The following is a 13,212-nucleotide window of genomic DNA, read 5'->3' as shown; positions in this document are numbered from 1 at the left end:
TCCCCGCCCACCGCCGTCACGAACGAGTCGCCAAGATCTCACCTCTTGGACAGGTCCGGGGGCTATCCAGCGACCCCGCCCGCACGGCAGACTTCTACGCGCGTCCCTCTACGCGCGTCGACGCGTTGACGCACACTCACGCACGTACACAAGTTGACGGCCCATCCGTCGCCGCCCCACTCGGGAGAGTCATCCATGCCCCTGAACCGCCGTGACTTCGTCACCCGGTCCGCCGCCACCGCCGCCGGCGCCGCCCTGGCCGGCGGTGCCACCGTGGCCGCCGCCCCCTCCGCCGCGGCCGCCGAGCCGGACACGGCGGCCGCCAAGGGCCCGCGCAAGCCGCGCAAGCAGGCCTTCACCGTCATGGGCACCACCGACCTGCACGGCCGGGTGCTCAACTGGGACTACTTCACCGACGCCGAGTACGTCGACAAGGCGCACAACGCGGTCGGCCTCGCCAAGATCTCCACCCTGGCCAACCAGGTGCGCGAGGAGAAGGGCTGGAACCGCTGTCTGCTGATCGACTCCGGTGACATCATCCAGGGCACCCAGCTGACCTACTACTACGCCCGGATCGAGCCGATCGCCACCGAGGGCGACGCCGTGCCGGACCACCCGATGGCCGTCGCCATGAACCTCATGCAGTACGACGCCGCCGCGCTCGGCAACCACGAGTTCAACTACGGCATCCCGACCGTGAAGGCCTTCGAGGACCAGCTGGAGTTCCCGCTGCTGGGCGCCAACGCGCTGCACGCGAAGAGCGAGAAGCCGGCCTTCCCGCCGTTCGTGATCAAGGAGCTGCACCTCGGCGAGGGCAAGCCGCTGAAGGTCGGCATCCTCGGCCTCACCAACCCGGGCATCGCGATCTGGGACAAGGCCAACGTCAGCGGCAAGATGGTCTTCCCGGGCATCGTGGAGACCGCCGCCAAGTACGTGCCCCGGATGAAGGCGGCGGGTGCCGACGTCATCGTCGTCTCCGCGCACTCCGGCATCGACGAGGCGACCACCTACGGCGACCAGCTGCCCTGGCCCGAGGACGCCTCGGGCGAGATGGCGGCGACCGTCCCGGACATCGACGCGGTGCTGGTGGGCCACACCCACAAGGAGGTCCCGCAGCGCCTGATCGTCAACAAGAAGACCGGCAAGACGGTCGTGCTCTCCGAGCCGCTCTGCTGGGGCCAGCGCCTGAGCTGCTTCGACTTCGAGGTCGAGTTCGCCGGCGGCGCCTGGAAGGTCACCTCGGTCTCCTCGCGGGTGCTGAACTCCAACACCGTGCCGGAGAACCCGGAGATCACCAACGCGATCACCGACCAGCACAAGAAGGTCGTCGCGTACGTCAACCAGAACATCGGCACCAGCAAGATCGAGCTGTCGATCGCCGAGGCCCGCTTCAAGGCCACCCCGATCGTCGACCTGATCGGCAAGGTCCAGGCCGACGCCGTCAAGGCCGCGCTGGCGGGCGGGCAGTACGCCAACCTGCCGGTGCTCGCCCAGGCCGCCCCGTTCAACCGCACCGCCCTGATCCCGTCCGGCCAGGTCAAGCTGCGCGACGCCGCGGGCCTCTACATCTACGAGAACACCCTGGAGGCCCGCATCCTGACGGGCGCCCAGCTCAAGGACTACCTGGAGTTCTCGGCGAAGTACTACAACCAGCTCGCCCCGGGCGCCCCGGTCGACAAGGACGCCCTGACCGGCGTCGAGGCCACCCCGGACTACAACTACGACTCGCTCTACGGCCTGAGCTACGACATCGACATCGCCCAGCCGAAGGGCCAGCGGATCGTCAACCTGTCCTTCCAAGGCAAGCCGATCGACCCCGCCGCCCAGTTCGTCCTGGCGGTCAACAACTACCGCGCCAACGGCGGCGGCAACTTCCCGCACGTGGCCAAGGCGAAGCTGGTCTGGTCGAACTCCGACGAGATCCGCAACACCATGATCGCCTGGGTGAAGGCCAAGGGCGTCCTGGACCCCGCCGACTTCTTCACCAACTCCTGGCGCCTGGTCCGCGCCGGCCAGCCGGTCTTCTGACCCGCACTCCCCCTCCGAGGCGCCGCCGAGCCCGTCCGCCCGGCGGCGCCTCGCCATACCTGGTGATCGACCCGCGCGCCGGCGCCATCACGCTCCGCTCCGAACCCTCCCCCACTGGCTACCACCGCCAGTGGAATGGCAAGTTCGGCGACCGAGTGCCGATCCCGGCGCCCTTCGACTTCAAGCTCGGCTCCGACGGCCCCGTCCGCTATCCGGCCTGACTCACTCATCGATCGAGACGATCGGACATCCAGCGAAGACTGGAGGATATTCATCCGCTCGCCCGCCCTTCCTATCGTTGAGGCATCGAGAACGGCCCCACGGGGGGCCTGGGTTGACCGGAGTGGGAGTGAGTGCGATGCGTGCGGTGGTGCAGCGGGAGGTCGGCGGGCCCGAGGTGCTGGAGGTCGCCGAGGTGGCGCGCCCGGAGCTGCGGAGCGGCGAGGTGCTGGTGCGGGTGAAGGCGGCCGGGGTGAACCCGGTGGACGTGGCGGTGCGGGCGGGCTGGTTCCCGCTGCTGGGCGAGCCGCCGTTCACGGTGGGCTGGGACGTCTCCGGGGTGGTCGAGGAGGCCGCTCCCGGCGCCCGGTACCGGGTGGGCGAGGAGGTGTACGGGATGCCGTTCTTCCCGCGCGCCGCGAACGCCTACGCCGAGTACGTGGCCGCGCCGTCGCGCCAGCTGGCCCGCAAGCCCGCCTCGATCGACCACGTGCAGGCGGCCGCCCTGCCGCTGGCCGCGCTGACCGCCTGGCAGGGCCTGGTGGACGCGGCGAAGGTCGGCGAGGGGCAGCGGGTGCTGGTCCACCGGGCGGCGGGCGGCGTCGGCCACTTCGCCGTGCAGATCGCCAAGGCCCGTGGCGCGTACGTGATCGCGCTGGCGAGCGAGGCCAAGCACGCCTTCCTCAAGGAGATCGGCGCGGACGAGGTCATCGACTACCGCACCACGGACTACACCCGGGCGGTCAAGGACGTCGACGTCGTCTTCGACTCCTCCTCCGAGAACACCCGCGCACTGGAGGTGTTGAAGCCGGGCGGCTACCTGGTGAGCATCATGGAGCACCACGACCAGGAGCTCGCCGCCGCGGTCGAGGCCGCCGGACGGCACTTCGCCGGCATCTCGGTCGAGCCCGACTACGCCGCGCTGGAGGCGATCGCCACCCTGGTGGACGAGGGCCGGATCCGCCCGCACGTCACACGGGCCTTCCCGCTGGCCGAGGCCGGCCGGGCGCACGAGCTGGTGGCCTCCGGTACCGTCCAGGGCAAGGTCGTCCTGACCGTCGACTGAACTCAGCACGGCAAGCGGAAACACACAAGGGGGACGGGCGTTGGACATCCTGACCGAGGCACTGGGCTCGATGCGGACGGCGTACCCGTCCTCCGTCCGCACCGAGGGCCGCGCGCCCTGGGCCCTGCGCCTGCCCCCGGCGCTCGGCGCCGGCTTCCACGTGGTGCTGTACGGCACCTGCTGGCTGCTCCCGCTGGGCACCGGGCCCGGGGCTGAGCGGCACGAGCCGGTGCCGCTCAGCCCGGGCGACATCGTCTTCCTGCGCGACGGCGGCGGGCACGTCCTCGCCGACCACCCGGACACCCCGCCGGTGGACGCGCACTCCTGCCGGGTGGACGCCGGCTCGCCGCTCGGCACCCTCACCCTGGGCGGTGACGGCGCCCGTACCAGTCTGCTGTGCGGCAACTACCACCTGGACCAGGGCCGCCCGCACCCGATGGTCCGTCAGCTGCCGGCCCTGATCCACCTGCCGACCCGGCACGGCCGCCACCCCGAACTGGCAGCTGCCGTCCAGCTGTTGGGCACCGAGCTGGAGAACCCGCGGATCGGCTCGACCGGTATCGTCCCGGCGCTGATCGACTCGCTGCTGCTGTACATCCTGCGGGCCTGGTTCGAGGACCAGCCCGACGCGACGGCCGCCGGCTGGGCGGCGGCACTGCGGGACGCCGCCGTCGCCCCGGCGCTGACGGCGATCCACGAGGCACCGGCCACCCCGTGGACGGTGGAGTCGCTGGCGGACCGGGCGGGCCTGTCCCGGGCCGCCTTCGCCCGCCGCTTCACCACGATGGTGGGCGAGCCGCCGATGGCGTACCTGACCCGCTGGCGGATGACCACGGCGGCCCGGCTGCTGCGGGAGTCGGAGGCTCCGCTGACCTCGGTCGCGGCGCAGACCGGCTACGGCTCGGAGTACGCCTTCGCGAAGGCGTTCAAGCGGGAGTTCGGCCAGGCCCCCGGCGGCTACCGCCGGGAGGCCCGCGCCGCGTAGCCGTACGGTTCCAGAACGTTCTAGAACGGGAACGCGGCCCGTCCGCGCTGCACCGAGATCCACTTCATCGTGGTGAAGGCGTCCACCGTGGACTCCCCGTTGAGCCGCCCGACGCCGGAGTTCTTCTCCCCGCCGAACGGCACCCCGGGCTCGTCCGCGATGGTCCCGCCGTTGACGTGGATCATGCCGGTGTCGATCCGCTGGGCGACCCGCACGCCGCGCTCGAGGTCCGCGGTGTGCACCGCGCCGCTGAGCCCGAACGGCGTGTCGTTGGCGATCCGTACGGCCTCGTCCTCGCCGTCGAAGGGCACCACCAGCACGACCGGGCCGAACAGTTCGCGCTGCAGGATCGGCGCGTCCTCGGCGAGGCCGGTGAGCACGGTGGGCGACATCAGGCTGCCGATGGTGGTGCCGCGCAGCAGTGCGGTGGCGCCGGCGGCGACCGCCTGATCGACCTGGGCGGAGAGGGCGTCGGCCTGGACGGGGTTGATCAGCGGGCCGATGTGGGTGGCCGGGTCCTTCGGGTCGCCGACGGTGAGCGAGGCGACCTTGGCGACGAACTTCTCGGTGAACTCGGCCTCGACCCGGCGGTCCACCAGGACGCGGTTCGCGGACATGCAGACCTGGCCCTGGTGGACGAAGCGGCTGAACACGGCCGCGTCCACGGCGTAGTCGAGGTCGGCGTCGTCCAGCACGATCAGCGCGCTGTTGCCGCCGAGTTCGAGGACGGTCCGCTTGAAGTGCGCGGCGGCGACGGTGCCGACGTGCCGGCCGACCTTGTCGGAGCCGGTGAAGGAGATCACCTTGGGCACCGGGTGCTCGATGAAGCAGTCACCGATCTCGGCGATGTCGGTGATCACCACGTTGAGCAGGCCGGGCGGCAGGCCCGCGTCCTCGAAGATCTTCGCGATCAGGCCGCCGCCGACCACCGGGGTCTCCTGGTGCGGCTTGAGGACGACGCCGTTGCCGAGGGCGAGCGCCGGGGCGACGGCCTTGAGCGCCAGGAACAGCGGGAAGTTGAACGGGCTGATCACGCCGACCACGCCGACCGGCAGCCGGTAGAGCCGGTTCTCCTTGCCCGGGGCGGGCGAGGGCAGCAGCCGACCCTCGGCGGCCACGGACAGGTGCAGGCACTCCCGCAGCACGTCCTTGACCAGGGAGAGTTCGAAGCCCGCCTTCAGCCCGGTGCCGCCGAGCTCGGTCATGATCGCCGCGACGATCTCCGGCTCGCGCTCCTCGAACAGGCGCAGCGCCCGCTCGAAGACCAGCCGCCGCTGGTAGGGGTTGGTGGCGGCCCACTCCTTCTGGACGCGTTCGGCGGCGCGGTAGGCGCGGTCGACCTCGGCGACGGTGGCGACGGTGATGGAGGCGAGCTTGTCGCCGGTGTAGGGGTCGACGTCGACGATGTCCCAGGAGCCGTTGCCGCTGCACCACTCGCCGTCGATGTACTGCAGCGCCAACTCGGAGAAGTACGACATCTGTTCCCTCTCATACACCGACCTGATGGAACATCATCGTACTGACGGATTACAGCTCCTGGCGTATCCCGTACAACAAGTCCCGTGTGCGCGCGGGGTCCAGGCTGTCCGCGACCAGGTCCTCCATCGCCTGCCGGTACTCGGCGACCTCGGCGGGCTTGTCCAGGTAGAGCGCGGTGGTGAACTGCTCCAGGTAGACGACGTCGGAGAGCTCCCGCTCGGCGAAGCCCAGCACCGTGAAGGCACCGCTCTCGGCGGACAGCCCGGCGTTGCCGAAGGGCAGCACCTGCAGCCGGACGTTGGGCAGCTCGCCGAGCTCCAGCAGTCGGTCCAGCTGGCCGCGCATGAGCGCGGGCCCGCCCCAGGGCCGGCGCAGCGCGGCCTCGTCCAGCACGGCGACCAGCTGCGGCGCGCGCTCGCCGGTGAGCACCGCCTGGCGCTTGAGCCGTACGTCGACCCGGCGCTCGATCTCCTCGGCCCCGTGGTCCTTGCAGCCGGCGGTGACGACGGCGCGGGCGTAGTCGGCGGTCTGCAGCAGCCCGTGGACGAACTGGACCTCGTAGCTGCGGATCGTGGCGGCGGCCTCCTCCAGCCCGAGGTAGTTCTGGAACCAGCCGGGCAGCACGTCGCCGTACTCGTGCCACCAGGAGTTGGCGTTGGCGTCGCGGACCAGCCCGAGGACGGTGGCGCGCTCCTGCTCCGCCTCGACGCCGTAGAGGGTCAGCAGGTCGGCGACGTCCCGCTCCTTGAAGCCGACCCGGCCGAGTTCCATCCGGCTGATCTTGGACTCCGAGGCGCGGATCGAGTACCCGGCTTCCTCCCGGCTGACGCCTCTGGCCTCGCGGAGCTTGCGCAGCTGGGTGCCGAGCAGCAGACGCCGTACAGTCGCGCCTCCACCTGCCTGAGTCGTGCCCATCGAAGTCAACCTCCGCACTCGCGCAGCCCCCCGGCCGTCGGCGGCAGTCTGCCACCTGGCACCGACGAACAACAGCCCGTCCCGGGGCGGTTTCCGGCCGCTGTGAGAAGCCTGTGGTTCCGCTGTGAACCAACCCTCCGCATGCGGACGAACATCGGGCACCCGAGCGCGACACCCGCGCCGGACTCCACCCCCGAGAAAACGCGACGGCGCCCGCCCTCCAACTGGTCGGGGAAGAGGGCAGGCGCCAGGAGACCGCGTTGGCCCGGCGACGCTGGCGGGGGCAGCGGGTTGAGCTCCCGGCGATGCGGCGCCGGGGGTTCGGGGGGCCGGTCGGACCGTCAGACCACCAGGGGGCGGTCCGTGGGTCGGATCGGGGCGGGAAGCGGGGTCTTGCCGCCCAGGTACTTGTCCACCGCGGCAGCGGCCGAACGGCCTTCCGCGATGGCCCAGACGATCAGCGACTGGCCTCGGCCGGCGTCTCCGCAGACGTACACGCCATCGACATTGGTGGCGAACCGGCCGTCGCGGGCAATGTTACCCCGCGCGTCGAGGTCGACTCCCAACTGCTCGACCAGCCCGTTCTTCACGTCCGTCCCGGTGAAGCCCATCGCGAGGGTGACCAGCTGCGCCGGGATGGCCCGCTCGGTGCCCGGGACGGGCTCGAACCGGCCGTCCTTGAACTCCACCTCGACGAGGTGCAGTTCCTGGACGTTGCCGTCCTCGTCGCCGGTGAAGCGGGTGGTGTTGACGGAGTAGATCCGCTCACCGCCCTCCTCGTGGGCGGAGGTGACCTTGTACGTCATCGGCATGGTCGGCCACGGCTGGTGACCGGGCCGCTCCTCGCCGGGCCGCGGCATGATCTCCAGCTGGGTGACGGAGGCCGCCCCCTGCCGGTGGGCGGTGCCGACGCAGTCCGCGCCGGTGTCGCCGCCGCCGATGACCACGACGTGCTTGCCCTTGGCGCTGACCGGCGACTCGACGAAGTCGCCCTCCTGCACCTTGTTGGCCAGCGGCAGGTACTCCATGGCCTGGTAGACGCCCTTGAGCTCGCGCCCGGGCACCGGCAGGTCGCGGGCCGTCGTGGCGCCGGCCGCGACGACCACGGCGTCGAAGCGCTCGCGCAGCTGCTGCCCGGTGATGTCCTCGCCGACGTGCACGCCAGTGCGGAACCGGGTGCCCTCCGCGCGCATCTGCTCGATGCGGCGGTTGATGTGGCGCTTCTCCATCTTGAACTCGGGGATGCCGTAGCGCAGCAGTCCGCCGATGCGGTCGGCCCGCTCGTACACCACGACGGTGTGCCCGGCGCGGGTGAGCTGCTGGGCGGCGGCCAGGCCGGCCGGGCCGGAGCCCACCACCGCGACCGTCTTGCCGGACAGCCGCTCCGGGATCTGCGGGGTGACGCCGCCGCGGTCCCAGGCCTTGTCGATGATGGTGACCTCGACGTTCTTGATGGTCACCGCGTCCTGGTTGATGCCGAGGACGCACGCGGACTCGCACGGAGCCGGGCACAGGCGGCCCGTGAACTCCGGGAAGTTGTTGGTGGCGTGCAGCCGCTCGATCGCGCCGACGAAGTCGTCCCGGTAGGCGAGGTCGTTCCACTCGGGGATGAGGTTCCCGAGCGGGCAGCCGTTGTGGCAGAACGGGATGCCGCAGTCCATGCAGCGGCCGGCCTGCTTGGTGATGATCGGCAGGAGGCTGCGCTCGACGTAGACCTCGTTCCAGTCCCGGATCCGGACGTCCACGGGCCGGCGCTCGGCCAGCTGCTTGCCGGTGGTCAGGAAGCCCTTGGGGTCAGCCATTTGCCGCCTCCATCATCTTGCGAGTGGTCTCGGCCTCGGAGAGGCCATCGCGCTCAGCGGCGTCCTTGGCGGCGAGCACTGCCTTGTAGTCGGTCGGCATGATCTTGGAGAAGCGGGAGACCTCGCTGCCCCAGTCGGCCAGGAGCTCGGCGGCGACGGTGGAGCCGGTCTCCTCGTAGTGCTGCTGCACGGTCTCGCGCAGCCAGTCGCGGTCGGCGGCGGTGGGGGCCTCGATGCCCACCATCCCGTCGTTGACGTTGGCGGGGCGCAGGTCGAGGACGTACGCGATGCCGCCGGACATGCCCGCCGCGAGGTTGCGCCCGGTCTCGCCGAGGATGACGACCCGGCCGCCGGTCATGTACTCCAGGCCGTGGTCGCCGACGCCCTCGACGACGAGGGTGGCGCCGGAGTTGCGGACGGCGAAGCGCTCGCCGGCCTTGCCGCGCAGGTGGATCCGGCCCGAGGTGGCGCCGTAGCCGATGGTGTTGCCGGCGATGACGTGGTTCTGCGCGTCGTTGCCGATGGCCGCGGCCTCGCGGGCCGGGCGGACGATCACCACGCCGCCGGAGAGGCCCTTGCCGACGTAGTCGTTCGCGTCGCCCTCCAGCCGCAGTGTCACGCCGCGGGGCACGAAGGCGCCGAAGGACTGCCCGGCGGAGCCGGTGAAGGTGACGTCGATGGTCCCCTCCGGCAGGCCCTCGCCGCGGTACCGCTTGGTCACCTCGTGGCCGAGCATGGTGCCGACCGTGCGGTTGACGTTGCGGATCGGCAGCTGGATCCGCACCGTCTCGCCGTGCTCCAGGGCGTCCTGGGCCAGCTCGATCAGCTGGTTGTCCAGGGCCTTGTCGAGCGCGTGGTCCTGGGAGGTGGTGCGGTGGCGGGCCGCGCCCTCGGGCAGCTCGGGCACGTGGAAGAGCGGGGCCAGGTCGAGGCCGGCGGCCTTCCAGTGGTCGATCGCGGCCTGGGCGTTGATGTGCTCGGCGTGGCCGACCGCCTCCTCGATCGAGCGGAAGCCCAGCGAGGCCAGGATCTCCCGGACCTCCTCGGCGATGAACTCGAAGAAGTTGACGACGAATTCGGGCTTGCCGGTGAACCGCTCGCGCAGCACCGGGTTCTGGGTGGCGACGCCGACCGGGCAGGTGTCCAGGTGGCAGACGCGCATCATGATGCAGCCGGAGACGACCAGCGGGGCGGTCGCGAAGCCGAACTCCTCGGCGCCGAGCAGCGCGGCGATGACGACGTCGCGGCCGGTCTTCAGCTGGCCGTCCGTCTGGACGACGATCCGGTCGCGCAGCCCGTTGAGCAGCAGGGTCTGCTGGGTCTCGGCGAGGCCGAGCTCCCAGGGCCCGCCGGCGTGCTTCAGCGAGGTGAGCGGCGAGGCACCGGTACCACCGTCGTGCCCCGACACCAGGACCACGTCCGCGTGCGCCTTGGACACGCCCGCCGCGACCGTCCCGACGCCGACCTCGGAGACCAGCTTCACGTGGATGCGGGCCGCCGGGTTGGCGTTCTTGAGGTCGTGGATCAGCTGGGCCAGGTCCTCGATCGAGTAGATGTCGTGGTGCGGCGGCGGCGAGATCAGGCCGACGCCCGGGGTGGAGTGCCGGGTCTTGGCGACCCACGGGTACACCTTGTGGCCGGGCAGCTGGCCGCCCTCGCCGGGCTTGGCGCCCTGGGCCATCTTGATCTGGATGTCGTCCGCGTTGACCAGGTACTCGGAGGTGACGCCGAAGCGGCCGGAGGCGACCTGCTTGATCGCCGAGCGGCGCTCCGGGTCGTACAGGCGCTCCGGGTCCTCGCCGCCCTCACCGGTGTTGGACTTGCCGCCGAGGCGGTTCATCGCGATGGCGAGGGTCTCGTGCGCCTCGAGCGAGATGGAGCCGTACGACATGGCGCCGGTGGAGAAGCGCTTGACGATCTCGGAGACCGGCTCGACCTCCTCGACCGGGATCGGCTCGCGGCCGAGGCCGTCCAGCTGGAAGAGGCCGCGCAGCGTCATCAGGCGGGCGGACTGCTCGTTCACCCGGTCCGTGTACTGCTTGAAGATGTCGTACCGGCGGTTGCGGGTGGAGTGCTGCAGCCGGAAGACGGTGTCCGGGTCGAACAGGTGCGGCTCGCCCTCGCGGCGCCACTGGTACTCGCCGCCGATCTCCAGCGCGCGGTGCGCGGCGGGGATGCCGGAGGCCGGGTACGCCTTGGCGTGCCGGGCGGCGGTCTCCTTGGCGATCTCGTCCAGGCCGATGCCGCCGAGCTTGCTGGTGGTGCCGGCGAAGTAGCCGTCGACCAGCGTCTGGGAGAGGCCGATGGCCTCGAAGACCTGGGCGCCGCGGTAGGAGGCGACGGTGGAGATGCCCATCTTGGACATGACCTTGAGCACGCCCTTGCCGAGCGCCTTGATCAGGTTCTTGATGGCCTTCTCGGGCTCGACGCCCTGGATGAAGACCCCCTGCGCGACGAGGTCCTCGACGGACTCCATGGCCAGGTACGGGTTGACCGCGCCGGCGCCGTAGCCGATCAGCAGCGCGACGTGGTGCACCTCGCGGACGTCGCCCGCCTCGACCAGCAGCGACACCTGGGTGCGCTGCTTGGTGCGGATGAGGTGGTGGTGGACCGCGGAGGTGAGCAGCAGCGAGGGGATCGGGGCGTGCTCGGCGTCGGAGTGCCGGTCGGAGAGCACGATGATCCGGGCGCCGTCGGCGATCGCGGCGTCCGTCTCGGCGGCGATCTCCGCGAGCCGGGAGGCCAGGCCCTCGCCGCCGGAGGCGACCTTGTACAGGCCGGAGAGGGTGACGGCCTTCAGCCCGGGCTGGTCGCCGTCGGCGTTGATGTGGACCAGCTTGGCCAGTTCGTCGTTGTCGATCACCGGGAAGGTGATGCCGACCGAGCGGCAGGAGGCGGCCTCGGCGGTCAGCAGGTTGCCCTCGGGGCCGAGGTTGGACAGCAGCGAGGTGACGAGCTCCTCGCGGATGGCGTCCAGCGGCGGGTTGGTGACCTGCGCGAAGAGCTGCACGAAGTAGTCGAACAGCAGGCGCGGCTTCTCGCTGAGCGCGGCGATCGGCGAGTCGGTGCCCATCGAGCCGAGCGCTTCGGCGCCGGTGCGCGCCATCGGCGCGAGGATGACCCGCAGCTCCTCCTCGGTGTAGCCGAAGGTCTGCTGGCGGCGGGTGACGGAGGCGTGGGTGTGCGCGATGTGCTCGCGCTCGGGCAGCTTGGCGAGCTGGATCTGTCCGGCGCCGACCCACTCCTCGTAGGGGTGCTCGGCGGCGAGGGTGGACTTGATCTCCTCGTCCTCGACGATGCGGCCCTCGGCGGTGTCGATCAGGAACATCCGGCCGGGCTGCAGGCGGCCCTTCTTGGCGATCTTCTCCTGGTCGATGTCGAGCACGCCGACCTCGGAGGAGAGGACGACCAGGCCGTCCTCGGTGACCCAGTACCGGGCCGGGCGCAGGCCGTTGCGGTCGAGCACGGCGCCGACCAGGGTGCCGTCGCTGAAGGCGATGCAGGCCGGGCCGTCCCAGGGCTCCATCAGGTTGGAGTGGTACTGGTAGAACGCGCGGCGGGCCGGGTCCATGGTGGCGTGGTTCTCCCACGCCTCCGGGATCATCATCAGCACCGAGTGCGGCAGCGAGCGGCCGCCGAGGTGGAGCAGCTCCAGCACCTCGTCGAACGAGGCCGAGTCGGAGTGGTCCGGGGTGCAGATCGGGAAGATCCGCGACAGGTCGCCCGGAATCAGGTCGGTGGCGAGCTGGGACTCGCGGGCCCGCATCCAGTTCCGGTTGCCCTGGACGGTGTTGATCTCGCCGTTGTGCGCGACGAAGCGGTACGGGTGGGCGAGCGGCCAGCTCGGGAAGGTGTTGGTGGAGAACCGCGAGTGCACCAGGCCGACCACGGACGCGTAGCTGCGGTCCGACAGGTCGGGGAAGAAGGGCTCCAGCTGGCCGGTGGTCAGCATGCCCTTGTAGACGATGGTGCGCGCGGACAGCGACGGGAAGTAGACCCCGGCCTCGCGCTCGGCCCGCTTGCGGACCACGAAGGCGACCCGGTCCAGCTCGATGCCGGCCTTCTCGCCACCGCTCAGGAAGAGCTGCCGGAACCGCGGCATCACCGAACGCGCCGTGGCGCCGAGCAGGTCCGGGGTGACCGGGACGTCGCGCCAGCCGAGGACCGTCAGGCCCTCCTCGGCGGCGATCGCCTCGACCTGCGCGACGGCGGCGGCGTCAGCGCCGTCCTCGTCCGGCAGGAAGGCGATGCCGACCGCGTAGGAGCCGACCGCCGGGAGCTCGAACCCGACCTTCCCGCGCAGGAAGGCGTCCGGGATCTGGGTCAGGATGCCCGCGCCGTCACCGGTGTCCGGCTCGGCGCCGGTGGCGCCGCGGTGCTCCAGGTTGCGCAGGACGCTCAGCGCCTGCTCGACGATGGTGTGGTCAGCGATGCCAGTCAGCGTGGCGACGAAGCCGACGCCACAGGCGTCGTGCTCGTTTCGCGGGTCGTACAGGCCCTGAGCAGCAGGTCGTGCATCCGGCACGAGCGCGTACGGCCGGCGGGCGGCCTGCGGCTCGTTGGCGGAGTGCATGGATGCAGACAGCATCGGCTCTCCCGTCGTCGTCTTTCGGCAAGTTGGTGCAAGTAGGGACGACGTTGGCCCTGATGCGATGGTGCGGTGTCGTGCAAGTTACATGATGCCCAGGATCCCGAGAAGCGGAATATCCCGTCCACAT

Annotated in this window: 8 protein-coding genes; 4 read left to right on the top strand and 4 right to left on the bottom strand. The window is 70.9% G+C overall.

All coding sequences use genetic code 11. From position 1 onward, the window contains the following. The first annotated feature begins 195 nt into the window (after window positions 1–195). From ACZ3TI_RS14925 to ACZ3TI_RS14910, 4 genes are all read left to right on the top strand, one after another. A complete protein-coding gene (locus tag ACZ3TI_RS14925) occupies window positions 196–2,028 on the top strand; it encodes a bifunctional metallophosphatase/5'-nucleotidase (protein WP_465726601.1) in 1,833 nt (610 codons plus the stop codon). A gap of 62 nt (window positions 2,029–2,090) precedes the next feature. Next, window positions 2,091–2,249 (top strand): hypothetical protein, encoded by a 159-nt coding sequence (locus tag ACZ3TI_RS14920; protein WP_465726600.1) that lies wholly within the window; start codon window positions 2,091–2,093, stop codon window positions 2,247–2,249. 137 nt (window positions 2,250–2,386) lie between these two features. Then, on the top strand, window positions 2,387–3,313 hold the full coding sequence (locus ACZ3TI_RS14915) for an NADP-dependent oxidoreductase (protein WP_465726831.1): 927 nt from the start codon (window positions 2,387–2,389) through the stop codon (window positions 3,311–3,313). Between the two features lie 40 nt (window positions 3,314–3,353). Continuing rightward, entirely contained in the window at window positions 3,354–4,298 is a 945-nt protein-coding gene (locus ACZ3TI_RS14910; RefSeq protein WP_465726599.1) for an AraC family transcriptional regulator, read from the top strand. A gap of 20 nt (window positions 4,299–4,318) precedes the next feature. On the opposite strand, the gene ACZ3TI_RS14905 is transcribed toward ACZ3TI_RS14910, so the two are convergent. The 4 genes from ACZ3TI_RS14905 to gltB form a co-directional block, all read right to left on the bottom strand. Then, complete coding sequence (locus tag ACZ3TI_RS14905) at window positions 4,319–5,776, bottom strand: aldehyde dehydrogenase family protein (protein ID WP_465726830.1); 1,458 nt, start codon at window positions 5,774–5,776, stop codon at window positions 4,319–4,321. A gap of 49 nt (window positions 5,777–5,825) precedes the next feature. Continuing rightward, window positions 5,826–6,692, bottom strand: coding sequence for a helix-turn-helix domain-containing protein (locus ACZ3TI_RS14900; RefSeq protein WP_465726598.1), 867 nt, complete (start codon window positions 6,690–6,692; stop codon window positions 5,826–5,828). A 341-nt stretch (window positions 6,693–7,033) separates the two neighbouring features. After that, window positions 7,034–8,494, bottom strand: coding sequence for a glutamate synthase subunit beta (locus ACZ3TI_RS14895; protein WP_465726597.1), 1,461 nt, complete (start codon window positions 8,492–8,494; stop codon window positions 7,034–7,036). Continuing rightward, window positions 8,487–13,067, bottom strand: coding sequence for a glutamate synthase large subunit (gene gltB, locus ACZ3TI_RS14890; RefSeq protein WP_465726829.1), 4,581 nt, complete (start codon window positions 13,065–13,067; stop codon window positions 8,487–8,489). Before gltB ends, ACZ3TI_RS14895 begins: the two co-directional genes overlap by 8 nt. Between the last annotated feature and the right edge of the window lie 145 nt (window positions 13,068–13,212).

This window comes from Kitasatospora sp. NPDC023120 (genome assembly GCF_055560835.1).
This window is presented reverse-complemented; position numbering and strand designations above follow the sequence as displayed.